19 protein-coding genes are annotated in these 18,406 nt (G+C 65.1%); 5 read left to right on the top strand and 14 right to left on the bottom strand.

The window, feature by feature from the left end; genetic code table 11:
* The first annotated feature begins 733 nt into the window (after positions 1-733).
* Positions 734-1,012: a HigA family addiction module antitoxin gene (locus tag DMX06_RS01845; protein WP_110734056.1), complete on the top strand. Its 279-nt coding sequence runs from the start codon at positions 734-736 to the stop codon at positions 1,010-1,012.
* 3 nt (positions 1,013-1,015) lie between these two features.
* Here the strand turns inward: DMX06_RS01845 and DMX06_RS01850 are convergent, their stop codons facing one another.
* The 4 genes from DMX06_RS01850 to DMX06_RS01865 form a co-directional block, all read right to left on the bottom strand.
* Complete coding sequence (locus tag DMX06_RS01850; RefSeq protein ID WP_110734058.1) at positions 1,016-2,803, bottom strand: monovalent cation:proton antiporter-2 (CPA2) family protein; 1,788 nt, start codon at positions 2,801-2,803, stop codon at positions 1,016-1,018.
* Between the two features lie 231 nt (positions 2,804-3,034).
* A complete protein-coding gene (locus DMX06_RS01855; protein ID WP_110734060.1) occupies positions 3,035-4,051 on the bottom strand; it encodes an alpha/beta hydrolase in 1,017 nt (338 codons plus the stop codon).
* 31 nt (positions 4,052-4,082) lie between these two features.
* Positions 4,083-4,334, bottom strand: coding sequence for a DUF2790 domain-containing protein (locus DMX06_RS01860; protein WP_110734062.1), 252 nt, complete (start codon positions 4,332-4,334; stop codon positions 4,083-4,085).
* Between the two features lie 227 nt (positions 4,335-4,561).
* Positions 4,562-6,049, bottom strand: coding sequence for a YifB family Mg chelatase-like AAA ATPase (locus tag DMX06_RS01865; protein WP_110734065.1), 1,488 nt, complete (start codon positions 6,047-6,049; stop codon positions 4,562-4,564).
* Positions 6,050-6,248: 199 nt separating this feature from the next.
* On the opposite strand from DMX06_RS01865, the gene DMX06_RS01870 reads away from it, so the two are divergent.
* Positions 6,249-6,515 (top strand): type II toxin-antitoxin system RelB/DinJ family antitoxin, encoded by a 267-nt coding sequence (locus DMX06_RS01870; protein ID WP_110734067.1) that lies wholly within the window; start codon positions 6,249-6,251, stop codon positions 6,513-6,515.
* 9 nt (positions 6,516-6,524) lie between these two features.
* On the opposite strand, the gene DMX06_RS01875 is transcribed toward DMX06_RS01870, so the two are convergent.
* From DMX06_RS01875 to DMX06_RS01905, 6 genes are all read right to left on the bottom strand, one after another.
* The gene (locus DMX06_RS01875; protein WP_062359937.1) at positions 6,525-6,797 is read right to left on the bottom strand and encodes a type II toxin-antitoxin system RelE/ParE family toxin; all 273 of its coding nucleotides are present in this window, start codon (positions 6,795-6,797) and stop codon (positions 6,525-6,527) included.
* 93 nt (positions 6,798-6,890) lie between these two features.
* A complete protein-coding gene (locus tag DMX06_RS01880) occupies positions 6,891-7,325 on the bottom strand; it encodes a DUF2493 domain-containing protein (protein WP_110734070.1) in 435 nt (144 codons plus the stop codon).
* Positions 7,326-7,335: 10 nt separating this feature from the next.
* Entirely contained in the window at positions 7,336-10,047 is a 2,712-nt protein-coding gene (gene mgtA / locus DMX06_RS01885; RefSeq protein ID WP_110734072.1) for a magnesium-translocating P-type ATPase, read from the bottom strand.
* Positions 10,048-10,967: 920 nt separating this feature from the next.
* Positions 10,968-11,396: a TOBE domain-containing protein gene (locus DMX06_RS01895; RefSeq protein WP_110734074.1), complete on the bottom strand. Its 429-nt coding sequence runs from the start codon at positions 11,394-11,396 to the stop codon at positions 10,968-10,970.
* A 41-nt stretch (positions 11,397-11,437) separates the two neighbouring features.
* Positions 11,438-11,791 carry a gamma-glutamylcyclotransferase family protein gene (locus DMX06_RS01900; RefSeq protein ID WP_110734076.1) on the bottom strand — a complete coding sequence of 118 codons (354 nt, stop codon included), beginning with the start codon at positions 11,789-11,791 and terminating at the stop codon, positions 11,438-11,440.
* Positions 11,792-11,794: 3 nt separating this feature from the next.
* Complete coding sequence (locus DMX06_RS01905; protein ID WP_110734078.1) at positions 11,795-12,058, bottom strand: accessory factor UbiK family protein; 264 nt, start codon at positions 12,056-12,058, stop codon at positions 11,795-11,797.
* A gap of 407 nt (positions 12,059-12,465) precedes the next feature.
* Here DMX06_RS01905 and glnK point away from each other — a divergent pair, with 407 nt between their 5' ends.
* The 3 genes from glnK to sutA all read left to right on the top strand — a co-directional run bounded on the left by glnK (position 12,466) and on the right by sutA (position 14,947).
* Complete coding sequence (gene glnK, locus DMX06_RS01910; RefSeq protein ID WP_002555808.1) at positions 12,466-12,804, top strand: P-II family nitrogen regulator; 339 nt, start codon at positions 12,466-12,468, stop codon at positions 12,802-12,804.
* A gap of 47 nt (positions 12,805-12,851) precedes the next feature.
* Entirely contained in the window at positions 12,852-14,186 is a 1,335-nt protein-coding gene (locus DMX06_RS01915) for an ammonium transporter (RefSeq protein ID WP_028688622.1), read from the top strand.
* Between the two features lie 431 nt (positions 14,187-14,617).
* Positions 14,618-14,947 carry a transcriptional regulator SutA gene (gene sutA, locus DMX06_RS01920; protein ID WP_110734080.1) on the top strand — a complete coding sequence of 110 codons (330 nt, stop codon included), beginning with the start codon at positions 14,618-14,620 and terminating at the stop codon, positions 14,945-14,947.
* A 310-nt stretch (positions 14,948-15,257) separates the two neighbouring features.
* Here the strand turns inward: sutA and DMX06_RS01925 are convergent, their stop codons facing one another.
* From DMX06_RS01925 to dapF, 4 genes are read right to left on the bottom strand one after another with little or no spacing between them, the layout of a single operon-like run.
* Positions 15,258-15,953: an HAD family hydrolase gene (locus DMX06_RS01925; RefSeq protein ID WP_046853674.1), complete on the bottom strand. Its 696-nt coding sequence runs from the start codon at positions 15,951-15,953 to the stop codon at positions 15,258-15,260.
* Positions 15,950-16,849, bottom strand: a complete 900-nt coding sequence (gene xerC, locus DMX06_RS01930; RefSeq protein ID WP_110734082.1) for a tyrosine recombinase XerC — start codon at positions 16,847-16,849, stop codon at positions 15,950-15,952. Before xerC ends, DMX06_RS01925 begins: the two co-directional genes overlap by 4 nt.
* A complete protein-coding gene (locus tag DMX06_RS01935; RefSeq protein WP_110734084.1) occupies positions 16,849-17,559 on the bottom strand; it encodes a DUF484 family protein in 711 nt (236 codons plus the stop codon). Before DMX06_RS01935 ends, xerC begins: the two co-directional genes overlap by 1 nt.
* 13 nt (positions 17,560-17,572) lie before the next feature.
* Positions 17,573-18,403 (bottom strand): diaminopimelate epimerase, encoded by an 831-nt coding sequence (dapF, locus tag DMX06_RS01940; RefSeq protein ID WP_110734086.1) that lies wholly within the window; start codon positions 18,401-18,403, stop codon positions 17,573-17,575.
* Between the last annotated feature and the right edge of the window lie 3 nt (positions 18,404-18,406).

Below are 18,406 nucleotides of genomic sequence, written 5' to 3' on the forward strand. Positions count from 1 at the left end.
TGTCGGGGAGGGGTGGGTCGGGGACGATTTTCTTCATGGTCAAACTCCGATAGAAATTGACCGGCACCGTCCGTTTCCACGCGAAGGGTGGCGGCTGTACACGGGGTGGAAAACCAGGTTATCGGAGAACCCCGGCAGGCCTTACGGCCTCCCGCGTACAGCTGCCGTTACGACAGATAATCCGATAACCAACCAGCCGGGTTTCCACGCCCGATCGCTGAACCGACAGCGACCCGGTCAGCCTAGAGGGCATGATTTCCCCGGACAATCAGAAGGGTATCGACAGACTTTGTAGGGTATTTCTTGGGCTGCAGGCTGCCCAGTAGGAAAGGTTTTCAGATCACGTAGGACATGGCTGAGCTCAGCAGATTCGAGCGTTTTTTGAACACGTTCCTTCGAGCTTGTCGGAAGCTTCTCGGTTGATCTGCACTGCCGCTGTTGTATGGTTTCAGGCGAGCGCGAAACCAGTTGCTATCCAGTGGCGAGAACTGGCGTAGGAACCCCGTTGGTGGCTGGATCATCAGCGTAGGGTGAGACCTCGATCTGCTGTTTGAACGGGGGGCCGCTTTGCGGCCCTTTCGCGACACAAGGCCGCTCCCACAGGGATAGCGATCTCCTGTGGGAGTGACTATCTTGCTCAGGCCCCTCAATCTGGCGCGATCGCTGTGGGAGCGGCCTTGTGTCGCGAAAGGGCTGCGTAGCAGCCCCAAGATTTCAAGACGAAGTGACAACTATGCACAACCCAACCCACCCCGGCGAAGCCCTGCGCGAAGATGTCCTGCCCGCCATCGGCATGAACGTCTCTTCCCTGGCCCGCCACCTTGGCTATTCACGTGGTCAGTTATCCACAGTGCTCAACGGCCATGCAGCCATTTCAGCCGATCTGGCCTATCGCCTCGAACTGGCCGGTCTTGGCAGTGCCCGGCAGTATCTGGCCGAGCAGGCGGCCTACGACCTGTGGCAGGCCGCGCACCGCGAGCATCCACCCATCGAGCGGCTCGCGTTCGCCTGAGCGTCAATCCTCATCCGACGCAAACAACCGCTCCAGCTCCACCCGCGCCTCCTTGGCCGTCTGCATCACCTTGGCCCGGTCGTCGCGCACATGCCCCTGGGCCTCCAGCACCTGCTCGTCATGCTCGGTGAAGCGGGCGATGCGATCCGCCGCCTGCGCTTCCGTCAGCCCCAGCCCGACCAGCGCGCGCCGGCTCATCTCCAGGCTGGAATGGTAGGTCTCGCGAATCGGCTCGGCGCCCACGTCCACCAGCTTGTGCACATGCTGGCGGTTGCGCGCCCGGGCGATGACCTTCAGGTGCGGGTACAGGCGCTTGACCCGCTCGGCCGTGCGGGTGGCGGCCTCGGGGTCGTCGATGGTGATGATCACGTACTCGGCTTCGGCGACCTTGGCCGCATGCAGCACCTCGGTGCGCGACGGATCGCCGTAGAACACCGGCACCTGCTCGAACATGCGCGTCATCTCGATGGTGTCCACCGAGGTTTCCAGGGCGACGAAGGGGATCTTCTGCGCCCGCAGGATGCGCGCGACGATCTGGCCCATGCGGCCCATGCCGACGATCACCACCCGTGGCGTGCCGGCGTCGATCTGCGTGTACTGCTCGGGCACTTCCCGGGCGGGTTGCGGACGCTTGAGGGCGCGGGCGCAGCCAATCATCAGCAGCGGGGTGAGGGCCATCGACAGGGTGATGGTCATCAGCAGCAGGTCGTAGGTCAGGGTGTCGAACAGGCCCTGGTCCTTGCCCAGCTTGAACACCACGAAGGCAAATTCGCCACCGGCCGCCAGCACCATGCCCAGGCGCAGGGCGCTGGCGCTGTTGAGGCCCCCGGCGAGGCGGCCGACGCCGATCAGCAGCAGCAGTTTCACCGCGATCAACAGCACGGTCATGCCCAGCAGCACCAGCGGCATTTCCAGCAGCAGACGCAGGTTGGCGCCCATGCCGACACTGATGAAGAACAGCCCCAGCAGCAGGCCCTTGAACGGTTCGATCTGCGCTTCCAGCTCGTGGCGGTACTCGGAGTCGGCCAGCAACAGGCCGGCGAGGAAGGCGCCCAGAGCCATGGAAATACCGGCTTCCTCCATCAGCCAGGCGGTGCCGATCACCACCAGCAGCGCAGTGGCGGTGGACACCTCCGGCAGGCCGGTGCGGGCAACGGTGCGAAACAGCGGGCGCAAAAGGTAGCGGCCGCCGACGATAACGATGGCGATGCTGGCGAATACTTTCAGGCCATGTTCGAAGCTGTCGCCGTGGCTGGTGTCCGGGCCGCTCGCGGCCAACAGCGGCACCAGGGCGATCAATGGGATGGCGGCGATGTCCTGGAACAGCAGGATGGCGAAGGCCAGGCGGCCGTGGGGCGCGTTGAGCTGCTTGCTCTCGGCCAGGCTCTGCAGGCCCAGGGCGGTGGAGGACAGCGCCAGGCCCAGGCCGAGCACGATGGCCGCCGGCAGGCTTTGGCTGAAGCCGAACAGGGCGATGGCGCCGAGCGTCGCGCCGGTCAGGACCACCTGCGCGGTGCCGACGCCGAACACCGACTTGCGCATCAGCCACAGGCGCCGGGGCGACAGCTCCAGGCCGATGATGAACAGCAGCAGGACAACGCCCAGTTCGGAGATGTGCGCGACGCTCTCGGTGTCGCGGATCAGCCCCAGGGCCTGCGGGCCGATGGCCACGCCGGCCAGCAGGTAGCCGAGCACGGCGCCCAGTTGCAGGCGCTTGGCCAGGGGCACGGCGACCACGGCGGCGAGGAGGAAGATGACGGCGGTTTGTAGAAGGCTGCCTTCGTGTGGCATTGCTCGGACTCCTTGAACTGCGTGCGGCAGCGTTTGATGCAACAGCTTATGCCATCGATGAAAGAGGCGGGCATTTTCGGGTGAGAGGGGAAACAGGACAATACCGGGGTTACAGGAAGCAGCGTTCTGAAAGTGGGACCTTTGCTTATTCAATCGCGGGACAAGCCCGCCCCCACGAAGGTTTTACACCTTGCGTGGGAGCGGGCTTGCCCCGCGATGGCGATCGACCACTTATTGCAGATGGGTTTTCAAGGCCTGTGCCGCCTGGTCCATCGCACTGCGCACACTGGGCACGGTGCTGAGCACATTGAGCAGGCCGTAGTCATGGATCAGGCCGTTGTAGCGCACGGCGGTCACCGGTACCCCGGCGGCGTCCAGCTTGCGGGCATAGGCTTCGCCTTCGTCGCGCAGCACGTCCATCTCGGCGGTCTGCACCAGGGCCGGCGGCAGGCCTTTCAACTGTTCGAGGCTGGCGCGCAGCGGCGAGGCGTGGATGTCGTCGCGCTGGCGTGGGTCGGTGGTGTAGTTGTTCCAGAACCACTGCATCATGTTGCGGGTCAGGAAGTGGCCTTCGGCGAACTGGTTATAGGACGCATTGTTGAAGTTGGCGTCGGTCACCGGCCACAGCAGGGCCTGGAAGCGCAGCTTCGGGGTGCCGGCCTCCTTGGCCTTGATCGCCACCACCGCGGCCATGTTGCCGCCGACGCTGTTGCCGGCTACCGCCAGGCGGCTGCTGTCCACGCCGATCTCCTTGCCGTGCTCGGCGACCCAGCGGGTGGCGGCGTAGGCCTGGTTGATCGCGGTGGGGAACCTGGCTTCCGGCGATGGCGCGTAGTCGACGTAGACCGCCGCAGCACCGGAGCCCACCACCAGGTCACGGATCAGGCGTTCGTGGGTGGCGTAGTCACCCAGCACCCAGCCGCCGCCGTGGAAGAACATGAACACCGGTAGCTCACCCTTGGCGCCTTCGGGCCGCACCACACGAATTTCCAGCGGCTTGCCGTCGGCCTGGATGGTCCGGCGTTCGACGCGGATCCCCGACAGGTCCACCTTCACCCCGGCCTGGGCACCGCTCAGCACCGCACGGGCATCCTTGGGCGAGAGGGTTTCCAGCGGCTTGCCGCCACCTGTGGCCAGGGCCTCGAGGAAGCCCTGGGTGGTGTGCTCGACGCCGGGGCTGCCGGCGGCGAAGGCGCTGTTCACGGCGAGGGCCAGCAGGCCGGCGGTCAGGGTGTGGGACAGTTTCATGTTCTAGCTCCTTTAGGGTTCGAGCCGTGGCTCAGTTCTGGTTGGCGAGGACGGTGGGTTGCACGTAGCTCACGGCGCGCAGCTGGCCGCTGCTGTCGCGGTAGGTCAGGGTGGCGGTGCTGGCCTGGCCTTGGACGCTGGCGGGTGCATCGACGCTGACGACCTTGGCGATGTCCAGGTCCATGCCGTAGTGGTACGGGGTGGCTTCGCTGGCGAAGCTGCCGGCGCTGGTGCCGAGGGCCAGGGTGGTGACGGTGAGGGCGAAGGCTTTGCGAAGGGTCATGATCGTTCTCCGGGTTCTGCTGAGTGGGAATGGCGACTGCTTGCTGCTTGGGATTAATATTGCGCGCAAATAGTTAGTGCGCAAAATATATTTCCGCTATGACGCTGATTGAGTGCGTCTTGGCCAGCTTCTGTGGGAGCGGGTTTACCCGCGAACACCCGCGAAGCGGGTGCCAGGCACCGCGTTGTCTGTTTCGCGGGTAAACCCGCTCCCACAGGGAGGCAGCATCAAGCGCTGGGTCGGTACTGCAACGCTTCCGCCAGGTGCGCCCTGGCGATGGATTGCGCGCCCTCCAGGTCCGCCAGCGTGCGGGCGACCTTCAGCAGCCGGTGCGCCGCCCGCAACGACAGTGTCAGCCGTTCGCAGGCCTGCTCCAGCCAGGCCTGGTCAACCGGCTCCAGCGGGCAATGCCGGCGCAGTCCCTTGAGGTCGAGGAAGGCGTTGGCGCAGCCCTGCCTGCGCTGCTGCAGCGCCCGGGCCTCGGCCACCCACTGGCCGACGTTGGCGCTGGTCTCGCCACTGGGCTGGTGGGTCAGCACGGTACTTTCCCGAGCCACCGTCAGGTGCAGATCGATGCGGTCGAGCAGTGGGCCCGACAGCTTGTTGCGATAACGCTGGACCTGCTCGCTGCTGCACCGGCAGCGGCCGGTGGGGTCGCCCAGGTAGCCGCAGGGGCAGGGGTTCATGGCCGCCACCAGCTGGAAGCGCGCCGGAAAACGTACGCGGTCCTTGGCCCGGGCCACCACGATCTCGCCGGACTCCAGCGGTTCGCGCAGCACCTCCAGCACACGTCGCTCGAACTCGGGCAGTTCGTCGAGAAACAGCACGCCATGGTGCGCCAGGGTAATCTCGCCGGGTTGCGGCCGGCTGCCACCGCCCACCAATGCCGGGCCGGATGCGGAATGATGGGGGTGACGAAAGGGTCTCTGCGGCCAGCTGTCGAGCGGTGCATGGCCACTGACCGAGCGGATCGCCGCCACCTCCAGTGCCTCGCGCTCGTCCAGCGGCGGCAGCAGCCCGGGCAGGCGGCTGGCAAGCAGGGTCTTGCCGGTGCCCGGGGGGCCTGTGAACAACAGGTTGTGCGCCCCGGCCGCGGCGACCAGCAGGGCGCGCTTGGCGGCGATCTGGCCCTGGACCTCGCTGAGGTCCGGATAGGGGCGTTGTTCCAGCAACAGGCCATTGGCCGCGTAGGGAGACAGCGCGGGCTGGCCGTTCAGGTGGGCCACCAGCTCGCGCAGGTGCCCCATCGCATACACCACCAGGCCGCTGGCCAGGCTGGCCTCCTCGGCATTCTCCCGTGGCACCACCAATGCCCGGCCCGCATCCCGGGCCGCCAGTGCAGCGGGCAGCACGCCCTGCACCGGGCGCAATGTGCCCGACAGGGCCAGTTCGCCCAGGCACTCGATGTCGTCGAGTGTGGCCACCGGTACCTGGCCATTGGCGGCGAGGATGCCCAGGGCGATGGCCAGGTCGTAGCGGCCTCCGTCCTTGGGCAGGTCGGCGGGGGCGAGGCTCTGGGTGATGCGTCGGGCCGGGTAGTCCAGCCCGGAGTTGACGATAGCGCTGCGTACCCGGTCCTTGCTCTCCTTGACCGTGGTTTCCGGCAGGCCGACCAGGGTGAGCGTGGGCAGGCCGTTGGCCAGGTGGGTTTCGACACTGACAGCGGGCGCTTGCACGCCCACCTGGGCGCGGCTGTGGACGAGGGCGAGGGACATGGGCACTCCGTGTTTGCAGGTGATGGCCGCGTCCTGCGGCCTGGCAAAGCTTAGTGGTGCGCTTGGGCGGGTGGACGAGAAGAGTGCGTCGAGGTTTTTCCGGGTCAGCCCGCCTTTCTGACTGTTGTATCTGGACAGGGCGAGGCTAAGGTCTAGAATGTGGTCACAACGTAGCTACAAAGTGCTTAAGGGGAGTCTCATGGCCCATACCGAAGTCGTTCGCACGCGCATCGATAGCGAGCTGAAGACCAACGCGACAAGAATCCTGGAGGAAATGGGCATCACCGTTTCCCAGGCCATCCGCATGATGCTGGTCCAGGTCGTACAGACCAAGGCGCTGCCGTTCGAAGTGAAGGCCTTGTCGCTGAATGAGAGAGCCCGCCAGGTAATGGAAACCCAGGATCGTGAGCGTACCGTGCAGACGCATGACAACGCCGAGGCGTTGTTCAAGGACCTGGGTATTTGAGCCAAGGGCCTATTCGAACAGGTAGCTGTGTGGGCCGGTCTGTTCCAAGGTGATGGCGCCGGCTCTGATGTCGCATTGGTAGATTAACCACCAGTCGTAACTGACGAGGCAGCACCAGCGACCGGGCGCCCCTACCAGCTGACCATCACAATGCCTGGGCGGCAGCGGGAGCTGCTTTTCCAGGTGGCGGACAACATCCTTGAAGGCGGCAAGGTCTGGGCCCCTGCTTAGTTGCAACCGAAAGTCGGCCCGGAATTGTTCGGTGGTCTGGATTTTGAACATTGGAGGCCTCCCGCCGGGTTGCGCGACGGGAGTTTCGGTTGGGGTTGGCACTCCAGGTTCGCGTGAAAGCCGCAGCCTGCGGCTTGGCAAAGCTTAGTGGTGCTCCTGGGCGGGTGGACGAGAAGAGTGCGTCGAGTTTTGTCCGGCCTGGCACTCAGTACTGTGGGCGCCTGCCGCCCGAGGCTGCCTGCCGCAGATCACCGGAATCCCCGAACCCCGCGCCCGTGCCAGCAGCTCCTCGGTGTCGTCGCCGCCTGGCAGCGCCAGCACCAGGTCGGGCCGGCTGTCGCGCAGCATGAAGACGTTGCGCAGGCGCTCGGCCAGCTTACCGTGTAGCTGCCAGTTGGGCGGGTAGCGCACGATGTCGGCGCCCTGTTCCCGGGCCCAGCCTTCGATCTCGCCGCCCAGGTGCTGGCTGCCGCCGTGGATCAGCACCCGGATCGGTTGCTGGCGCTGGAGGGCGTCCAGCGCCTGGCAGCAGCGTTGGCTGTCGGCGTAGTTGCGCCCCGCGCAGATCAGTACGCGCATGCCCACCCCCTCAGAACCACTGGCCGAAGCGGCGGATGTACAGGGTCTTCATGCCCTGGGCCACCAGGCAGTAGCCCAGCAGGGTGGCGGCCAGCCACGGGAAGTATTCCCACGGCAGCGGCACCAGCCCGACGATCGTCCCCAGCGGCGAGAACGGGATGTAGATGCCCAGGCACATCACCAGGCCGGTGGCCAGGATCACCGGCAGCGCCGCGGTGCTCTGGAAGAACGGCACCTTGCGGGTGCGCAGCATGTGCACCACCAGCGTTTGCGACAACAACCCCTCGATGAACCAGCCGGACTGGAACAGCGCCTGCACTTCCACGCTGTTGGCGGCGAACACGTACCACATCAGGGCGAAGGTAGTGATATCGAAGATCGACGAAGTGGGGCCGATCCACAGCATGAAACGGCCGATGTTGCGGGCATCCCACTTGCGTGGCTCGCGCAGGAATTCCTTGTCCATGCGATCCCACGGCAGCGACAGCTGGGAGAAGTCGTACATCAGGTTCTGCAGCAGCAAGTGGATCGCCAGCATCGGCATGAACGGGATGAACGCGCTGGCCACCAGCACCGAGAACACGTTGCCGAAGTTGGAGCTGGCGGTCATGCACAGGTACTTCATGATGTTGCCGAAGGTTTCGCGGCCCTTGAGCACGCCTTCTTCCAGCACCATCAGGCTCTTTTCCAGGAGGATGATGTCGGCCGACTCCTTGGCGATGTCGGTACCGCTGTCCACCGAGATGCCCACGTCGGCATCGCGCAGCGCCGGGGCGTCGTTGATGCCGTCGCCGAGGAAGCCCACGGTGTGGCCGTTGGCCTGCAGCGCCTTGAGCACCCGCGACTTCTGCAACGGGGTGAGCTTGGCGAACACGGTGCGCTCCTCGACCAGCGCCTTGAGCTGGGTGTCGTCCAGGCGCTCGATGTCCTGGCCGAGCAACGGCTGGCCGGGTTCCAGGCCCACTTCGCGGCAGACCTTGCAGGTGACCACCGGGTTGTCGCCGGTCAGCACCTTGACCTTCACCCCCATCTCGCGCAGGGCGGCGATGGCCGGGCCGGCGGTTTCCTTGGGCGGATCGAGGAAGGTCAGGAAGCCGCGGATCACCAGCTCGCGCTCGTCATCGGTGTGGTACTGGGGCTTGCCGGCGGCGGCCGGAATGTCGCGGGTACCGACCAGCAACACGCGAAAGCCCTCCTGATTGTAGGCGCTGGCGGTATCCAGCAGTTGCTGGCGTCGCCCGGCATCCAGGGCGACCCGCTGGCCGCCTTCTTCGACATGGGTGGCGATGGCCAGCATTTCCTCGACGGCGCCCTTGCTCACCAGCAGATGGTCGCCCAGGGCATCCTTGACGATCACCGACAGGCGCCGGCGGATGAAGTCGAAGGGCAGTTCGTCGACCTTGGCGTAGGCATAGGGTGGCTGGAAGCCCTGGTCTTCGCCGGCAAAGCGCAGCACGGCCTGGTCCATCAGGTTCTTCACGCCGCTCTGGTGGTGGCTGTTGAGCCAGGCCAGTTGCAGCAGGCGCGAGTCCTTGTGGCCGCTGGGGTCGACGTGGTGTTCGAGGATGATGCGGTCCTGGGTCAGGGTGCCGGTCTTGTCGGTGCACAGCACGTCCATCGAACCGAAGTTCTGGATGGCGTTCAGGCGCTTGACCACCACCTTGCGCCGGGCCATGGCCACGGCGCCCTTGGCCAGGTTGGCGCTGACGATCATTGGCAGCATTTCCGGGGTCAGGCCCACGGCAACGGCCAGGGCGAACAGGAAGGCGTCGCTCCAGTCGCCCTTGACCACGCCGTTGAGCATGAACACCACCGGCACCATCACCAGCATGAAGCGGATCAACAGGCGGCTGACGCTGTTCACTCCACGGTCGAAGGCGGTCTGGCTGCGCGAGCCGACGATGGCCTTGGCCAGCGAGCCGAAGTAGGTGCGCTTGCCGGTGGCCACCACCACGGCGCGGGCGCGGCCGCTGACTACGTTGGTGCCCATGAAGCCGATGTTGGGCAGGTCGAGCGGACCGCTTTCATCGCTGGCGCTGCCTGCGGCGGACTTTTGCGCGACGTGGCCGAGGGTGTCGTACTTCTCCACCGGCAGCGCCTCGCCGGTCAGTACCGCCTGGCTGATGAACAGGTCGCGGGACTCGATCAGGCGGATATCGGCGGGGATCATGTCGCCGGCGGCCAGTTGCACGATATCGCCGGCCACCAGCTCGTTCATCGGTACTTCGCGCAGGCGCGCCGGCTGGTCGTGGCGCTCGCGGCGCAGCACGGTGGCAGTGGTGCGGACCATGGCTTTGAGGGAGTCGGCGGCCTTGCCCGAGCGGTACTCCTGCCAGAAGCGCAGCAGGCTGCTGAGGCTGACCATGGTCATGATGATGATGACCTTGGTCAGGTCCGCTTCTTCCAGGTCGCCGGCGCGTACCGGCAGCCAGTAGTCGGTGATGAAGCTGATGCCGGCGAGGGTGAGCAACACGTAGATGAAGGGGTTGTGCAGGGCCTTGAGCAGTTGCACCAGGGCCGGTTGCGGCTTGTCATGGGCGACTTGGTTGGCGCCGTCGCGCTGCAGGCGCTTGGCGGCTTCGTGCTCGGTCAGGCCCAGCTCGGTGGCGTCGAGGTTGGCCAGGGTCACGGCCAGGCCGTTGCGGGCCTCGCGGGCGGCGCGCATGGACAGGCGGGTGTCTTCGCCGGCTTTGCTGCGGGTGTTGCGGTCTTTTACGGTCATTTGGCTGTGCTCCTGCCGCAGGAGGCGGCACGACACACAGTCGACTCACGGTGGGGAAGGTGAGTGAACGTGTCCCGTGTCGCAATCATTCAAACAATGAAAAACGTGGTTTTTCCGACGTCTACGTGTTCGCTGGCGAATGCCGGAAATAAGATCGGCAGCGAACTTTCTACTGGCTGATTCCATGGTCGGTTGATCCCTTTGCTAAATGCCGGGCAATAGAACTCCAACGAACTTTAATTATTTAAAGTTCGGAAGTTTCTGGCGATTTATATGGCGTCAGTTCAGCGAACGGACAGCATCGCGCGCGTCACTAAAGGCAGTAACGGGCGCGCTATCGACTGGGCGGTTCCAGGGACGAGGACAGGCCCCAGCCGAGGACAGGACGGTGCGGGGCCTTGTGCGCACAGGTGCGCAGGCGAGGGGTGGCGATATCGAGGTTCATGAGCTTGCCTCCGACCGGGCGGGCACCCGGGGCGGCAAGCTACGGCGGAGCAACAGGCTCTGGCGCGGCTTGCCCGACCTAGGGGCGGGCCCGGAGTTCCGGTTCAAGTGCCTGGCGACCAAAGGCTGCCAGACAGCGACTAGATACTGTGTCCATTGAATTCTTCGTGAGTTGAAATAAAGGCCCGCTTTTCGGGGCGGGTGAACTTTATGCAAAGCATAGCGGGGAAGTCAACCGGGAAGGCGTAACTTAAATATGTTTCATCTGCTGGGAGGGGAATTAATGCAAGGTACTGCGCAAGTGCTATCGCGGGGCAAGCCCGCTCCTACAGGTTGGCGTAGTACCTGTGGGAGCGGCTTTAGCCGCGAACACCGGCGAAGCCGGTGCGATCCACCGTGTCGCTTGCTTCGCGGCTGAAGCCGCTCCCACAGGGTGTGCGCCCTCCTGCCTGGTCAAGGCAGAAGCAGGCATTCGATCAAGGCTTGGCGCCCAGGATGATGTGCGAGGCCTTGATCAGCGCGGTGGCCTTCACACCCGGCTTCAGGCCGAGCTCCTGCACCGCTTCGCGGGTGACGATGGCATACACCTCGGTACCGCCCGACAGCTTGAGCACCACCTCGGCATTTACCGCGCCGTCACCGACCCGCAGCACTTCGCCTTCCAGGCTGTTGCGCGCGGACAGCCTGTAGCCGGCGGCATCGGTCATCAGCACCACCCAGGGCGCCTTGACCAGCGCCACGGCCTGCTTGCCGACGTTGATGTTGAGGTTGTGCAGGCTGGCCATGGTGACCACCGCCACCAGCTTCTCGCCGCCGGCCAGGGTCAGCTCGACCTCGGCATTCACCGCGCCCGGCTTGATGTCGCTGACACTACCTTCGAAGACATTGCGTGCACTGACTTTCATGGGGAAGCACTCCGTGTGATCAATCACCACGCCCGAGGCATTCAGGCGCGTACATAAACCCAGGCGGTCAGCCCCGAGGCGAGGCTGACGGCGATACGCTTGTAGTCCGCTACTTCATAGCGATCGGCAGCGGCCAGCTCTTGCTCGCTGATCTGGAAGACCATGCCGGCGACGCTGTCTTCGGCCCGCTCGCTGGGGGAGACGATGGGGTGGTGGCTCTTGCCGCTGGTGGCCAGCACTTCAGGGTCGGTGATCTGCACCCAGTCCTGGCGATAGCCCGGCATGCTGTCGGCCTGGCCGGTCAGTTCACGGCCGAAGTTGGCCAGTTGTACGGCCTTGTCCTGCAAGGTGCCGTAGGAGAACAGCAGTACCGGGTAATCGCTGGACGGATGCATGGCTTATTCCTGAGGAGGAGGGGCGATCCGTGCTTCCAGCTCGGCGAATTGCTGCTCGAGGGCTTCGAGGCGGGCGCGGGTGCGGGCCAGCACCACCATCTGGCTGTCGAATTCCTCGCGGCTGACCAGGTCGAGCTTGCTGAAGGCGCCCTGCATCAGCACCTTGAACTGGCTTTCCAGTTCGGCACGAGGCGCGGCGGTATCGCCGCTGAACAGGCGCGAGGCCTGGTCGCTCAGGGCGTCGAGGAAGGCTTTGGGCGCGAGCATGTCTGGGTATCCGCTGATCACTGAAAGGGCAGCAGTGTAGCACGGGGCTCCGGGCCACTTGCGCTGCACGCTTTTCGCGCAGGGCGGCCAAAGGTCGCGCACCGATTTTGTGCGCTTTTTCCCTGCTGGCGATTGGCCAATCCCTGCCGGTTCACGCAACTACCTGTTTTCCCGTGACTTGTGCCAACTGGCAAGGTTTCTGCAAAGACCAGAGCGAGCCATGCACTGATGCAGTCCCTTGTGACCAGGCAGTGCGCAGGCGGAGCCGGAAGGTTCTTCGTCACAGCCGGATCGTGCGTCGGCGGGGAGGATGGAGCCGACGACGCGTTACAAAGCCAGGCGCTGCGCTTAGACTTGAGACGGGTTTGTTTTCCTGGGGCAAGTCCACCAAATCGGGAGAGAGTTTCATGAAGCTAGTCACTGCCATCATCAAGCCGTTCAAGCTGGACGACGTGCGCGAGTCGCTGTCGGAAATCGGCGTGCAGGGCATCACCGTGACCGAAGTCAAAGGCTTCGGCCGGCAGAAGGGTCACACCGAGCTGTATCGCGGCGCTGAATACGTGGTCGATTTCCTGCCCAAGGTGAAGATCGATGTCGCCATCGACGACAAGGACCTCGATCGGGTGATCGAAGCCATCACCAAGGCGGCCAACACCGGCAAGATCGGCGACGGCAAGATCTTCGTGGTCAATCTGGAGCAGGCGATCCGCATCCGTACCGGCGAGACCGATACCGACGCGATCTAAGCGCCAAACCAAGCCTCACCAAACCCAACGCCCCAGGAGAAAACAACATGACTCTGCGCAAGATCGCAGGGCTAGGAGCCCTATTGTCCCTCGTAATGCCAGGGCTGGCCCTGGCCGAGGAAACTGCCGCCCCCGTGCTGAACTCCGGCGACACCGCCTGGATGCTCACCTCGACGGCACTGGTCCTGTTCATGACCATCCCGGGCCTGGCCCTGTTCTACGGCGGCATGGTGCGCTCGAAGAACGTGCTGTCGGTGATGATGCAGTGTTTCGCCATCACCGGGTTGATCAGCATCCTGTGGGTCATCTACGGCTACAGCCTGGCTTTCGATACCGCCGGTATGGAAAAGGGCGTGCTCAACTTCAATTCCTTCATCGGTGGCTTCTCCAAGGCCTTCCTCAACGGCGTCACGCCGTCGGGCCTGACCTCGGCCACCGCGCTGTTCCCCGAGGCGGTGTTCATCACCTTCCAGATGACTTTCGCCATCATCACCCCGGCGCTGATCGTCGGTGCTTTCGCCGAACGCATGAAGTTCTCGGCCATGCTGATCTTCATGGGCGTGTGGTTCACCCTGGTCTATGCACCGATCGCGCACATGGTCTGGAGCGGTGACGGCGCGCTGATGTGGGATTGGGGCGTGCTGGACTTCGCCGGCGGCACCGTGGTGCACATCAATGCCGGTATCGCCGGCCTGGTCTGCTGCCTGGTGCTGGGCAAGCGCAAGGGCTACCCGACCACGCCGATGGCCCCGCACAACCTGGGCTACACCCTGATGGGCGCGGCCATGCTGTGGATCGGCTGGTTCGGCTTCAACGCAGGTTCCGCCGCCGCCGCCAACGGCACCGCCGGCATGGCCATGCTGGTGACCCAGATCGCCACCGCCGCCGCCGCCCTGGGCTGGATGTTCGCCGAGTGGATCTTCCACGGCAAGCCAAGCGCCCTGGGCATCGCCTCGGGCGTGGTCGCCGGCCTGGTCGCCATCACCCCCGCCGCCGGCACCGTCGGCCCGATGGGCGCCCTGGTGATCGGCCTGGTGTCCGGCGTGGTCTGCTACTTCTGCGCCACCAGCCTCAAGCGCAAGCTGGGCTATGACGATTCCCTGGACGCCTTTGGCGTGCACGGCATCGGCGGCATCATCGGCGCCCTGCTCACCGGCGTGTTCGCGGCGCCTGCCCTGGGCGGCTTCGGCGCGGTCACCGACATTGCCGCGCAGTTCTGGATCCAGGCCAAGGGCGTGATCTTCACCGTGGTCTACACCGCCATCGTCACCTACGTGATCCTCAAGGTCCTGGACCTGGTGATGGGCCTGCGGGTCAGCGAAGAAGAAGAGTCGGTCGGCCTCGACCTGGCTCAACACAACGAGCGCGGCTACAACCTGTAACCGCGATGCTGGAAAACTTGCCCGGTTCGCCGGGCATTTTTTTGCCTGTAATTTACCGTTTGGCCTGGGGCAAACGGTTTCCGTGCGCTGATCGCGACCTGGGGTTAAAACTTACAAGCCATCGGGTGTTTCTGGTGCTTTGCTTTTTCTGCGAGCGCGCTAGAATGCGCGCCGAAGGAAGCTGGACGAGTAGTCCACACACTTCGCTACCCTTTGCTAGGCTTGCCAATAGCCTGTGGCCAGCAAGGGCTCAAAAAATTTTGTCAGGCCTTGCCAGGAGCAGGGCCTGCAGGGTGCCGGACCCCCCATGAGGGGGTGGACACCCAGGGCAGTGGCCAATCCACGGCCAGTTGAATTTTCACTGGTGGCTGCCGGTCTACGGCTGCACCGGTCTATAACTAACCTGCTTTTCGCAAGTCATGAGGTAGAACATGAGCGACGACGATCTGGAAAATGACGACCTCGAGGTAGGCGACGAAGACGAGGCTGATGAAGGCCTTGAGGCAGCGGCTGACGACGGCGCGGAAGACTCCGGCGACGATGACAGCAGCCCGGCTCCGGCGGCCAAGGGCAAGTCCAAGGCGGCAGTCTCGGTAGACGAGATGCCGAGCATGGAAGCCAAGCAGAAAGAGCGCGATGCGTTGGCCAAGGCGATGGAAGAGTTCCTGTCGCGCGGTGGCAAGGTGCAGGAAGTGGAGGCCAACGTGGTCGCCGATCCGCCCAAGAAACCGGACAACAAGTACGGCAGCCGCCCTATCTGAGTGGCTGAACGCAAAAAAGCCCGCCGTCGCTGCGGGCTTTTTTGTGCCTGTCAGGTTGGCAAGGCCGCTCTCATGGAACAAACCGTAACTTATTGATTTAGCTGGACCCTGTGGGAGCGGCCTTGCGTCGCGAAAGGGGCGCGCAGCGGCCCCATATTCCGAGCCATCATCGAAATTGCTGGGGCTGCTGCGCAGCCCTTTCCGACCGGTCTGACGCTTCGGCAAGGCCGCTCCCACAGGGGGCAGTTTCCTGCGCGACAGCGCAGCCCGGAAGGGCTGTGTAATCTCCTACAGGGATTGCGAAGCCCGGTCAGCGCCAGCGCGCGAGCACGTCGGGCAACTGCGACAGCCGCTGGATCTCCGCATCCGGCGCCTGCTCGCCGCTCCAGGGCTTGTGCTGCGGGTTGAACCACACTGCGCGCAACCCGGCGCGCTGGGCGCCGGCGATGTCGTCGCCTGGATGATCGCCGACGTGCACCGCCGCCCCCGCGTCTACCTCGCCGCGCTTCAGCGCCTCAAGGAACGGTGCCGGGTCCGGTTTGCCGATGCCCAGGTCCTCGGCGCACAGGGCGAAGCGGAAGTAATCCGCCAGCCCCAGGCGGCGCACGTCGGCATTGCCATTGGTGACCACGCCGAGGGTGTAGTGGTGGCGCAGGATTTCCAGCACCGGCTGCACCTCGGGGAACACTTCGACCTGGTGCCGGGCATGCAGGAACACCTCGAAGCCCTCGTTGGCCAGCTCCTGGGCGTGTTTCTCGCTGTAGCCGACCTCTTCCAGGGCGTGGAACAGCACCCGTCGGCGCAGGGCGCTGATGCGGTGCTTGAGGCCCGGTTCGGCCTGTACCAGGCGCTCGCGGATGGCGAACAGGTGCTCCACCGGCACGCCGCCGAGGATCGGTGCGTTGGCTTCGAGCCAGTCGCGCAGGACGACTTCGGCGCTGGCGATGACTGGCGCGGTGTCCCAGAGGGTGTCGTCCAGGTCGAAGGTGATCAGCTTGATGCTCATGAGTCCGTGTCCTTGCTGCGTTTGGCCCGAGGGTGGGCGCTGTCGTACACCGCGGCCAGGTGCTGGAAGTCCAGGTGGGTGTAGATCTGCGTGGTGCTGATGTCGGCATGGCCGAGCATCTCCTGCACCGCGCGCAGGTCCTGGGACGATTCCAGCAGGTGGCTGGCGAAGGAATGGCGAAGCATGTGCGGGTGCAGGTGCTGGCCGAGCTCGCGCTCGCCGGCGGCCTTTACTCGCAGCTGGATGGCGCGGGGGCCGAGGCGCTTGCCCTGGCGGCTGAGGAACACCGCGCCGTCCCGCGGGCCGGCGATGCCGCGCAGCCTGAGCCACGCCTGCATCGCCTCGCGGGCCTTGCGGCCGACCGGCAGCACGCGGCTCTTGCCGCCCTTGCCGTGCACCTGTACCAGCCCGGCGGCCAGGTCCAGGTGTTCGAGGTCGAGCCCGGTCAGTTCCGACAGGCGCAGGCCGGACGAATAGAACAGTTCGAGGATCGCCTGGTCGCGGCGGGCGATGAATTCGTCGTCGACGCCGCCATCGAGCAACTGCAGGGCGCGGTCGGTGTCCAGCACCTTGGGCAGGCGCCGCTCGCCTTTGGGCGGCGCCAGGCCGTTGGCCGGGTCGTGCTGGCAATGGCCTTCGCGATTGAGGTAACGGTACAGGCCGCGCACCGCCGAAAGCAGGCGCGCCAGGCTGCGCGAGGACTGGCCGTGGTGGTGCTGGCGGGCGACCAGCTGACGCAGCTGCTGGACCTGCAGGGCGCTCCAGCCGGCGATGCCCTGGGTGTTGCAGAATTCGATGACTTTCTCGAGGTCGCGACGGTAGGCCAGCAGGGTGTGCTCGGACACCTGGCGCTCGTTGCGCAGGTGAGCGCAATAAGCCTCCAGCTGGTGTTCCATCAGCGCACCGAGCGCAGCGTCTGGGTGAAGCGCGGCACCACGCGGCCAAGCACCTCGGCGATGTAGCTGAGGAACAGGGTGCCGACGCTGCTCTTGTAGTGCTGCGGGTCGCGGCTGCCGATCGCCAGCACGCCATGCAGGCCCTGGTACTCGAGGGTGGCCACGGCGCTGGAACCGACTTCCTTGTGCTGGGCATCGCCGAACAGGAAGGCCAGTTCATGCTCGCGCAGGCTGCCGCTGATGGTCTTGCCGCCGCCGATCAGGCCACCAATGGCCTGCTGCGCCTCGGCGCCGGAGACCCAGCGGCCCACGGGCGCTGCGTTCTCGCCGAACAGGATCAGGCTGACGAAGGGCACCTGGAACTCCTGGCGCAGGCTGTCCTCGACCGCCATCACCACCTCTTCGAGGGTGCCGGCGTCGAGCAGGTCGAGGATCAGCCGGCGGGTCTTGTCGAACAGCCGGTCGTTGTCGCGGGCCACGTCCATCAGTTGCGACAGGCGATGGCGCATCTCGATGTTGCGGTCACGCAGCAGCTTGAGCTGGCGCTCCACCAGCGACACGCTATCGCCGCGCTGGTGGGGGATGCGCTGTTCGAGCAGCAGTTCGTCGTGCTCGGCGAAGAAGGTCGGGTGGGCGCGCAGGTAGGCGACCACCGCTTCGGCATCGAGCTCACTGGCCTGCGGGGATGCAACGTTAGGCTGATCGGTCATGGCGGATACTCGCTTAGAGACGAACTTGTCCTTCGAACACGCGGACGGCAGGGCCGGTCATCAGCACCGGTTTGCCAGGGCCGGCCCACTCGATGCTCAGACGGCCACCCGGCAAGTCGATGGTCACCGGCGAGTCCATCCAGCCCTGGCTGATCGCCGCCACGGCCGCGGCGCAGGCGCCGGTACCGCAGGCCTGGGTCTCGCCGGCGCCACGCTCCCATACCCGCAGGTTGGCGCGGTGACGGTCGACCACCTGGATGAAGCCGGCATTGACCCGCTGCGGGAAGCGCGGGTGATGCTCGATCTTCGGGCCCAGCTCATGGACCGGCGCACTGCGTACGTCGTCGACGCGCAGTACCGAATGCGGGTTGCCCATGGACACGGCGGCGATCTGGTGCACCTGGCCATCGACTTCCAGCGCATAGCTGCTGGCTTGCTCGTCGGCAATGAACGGGATATCGGCCGGCACGAAGCGCGGCGGGCCCATGTCGACGCAGATCTGGCCGTCGTTGCGCACATCGAGCTCGATGATGCCGCCCTTGGTTTCGACGCGGATGCGCTTCTTGGCGGTCAGGCGCTTGTCCAGCACGAAGCGGGCGAAGCAGCGCGCGCCATTACCGCACTGCTCTACCTCGGAGCCGTCGGCATTGAAGATCCGGTAGCGGAAGTCCACTTCCGGATTGTTCGGTGCCTCGACGATCAGCAACTGGTCGAAGCCGATACCGGTATTGCGATCGCCCCATTGCTTGGCGTGCTTGGGTTGGATGTGTGCGTGCTGGCTGACCAGGTCAAGGACCATGAAGTCGTTGCCCAGCCCGTGCATCTTGGTAAAACGCAGCAACATGGG

This window comes from Pseudomonas mosselii (genome assembly GCF_003205295.1).
Taxonomy (GTDB): Bacteria; Pseudomonadota; Gammaproteobacteria; order Pseudomonadales; family Pseudomonadaceae; genus Aquipseudomonas; species Aquipseudomonas mosselii_B.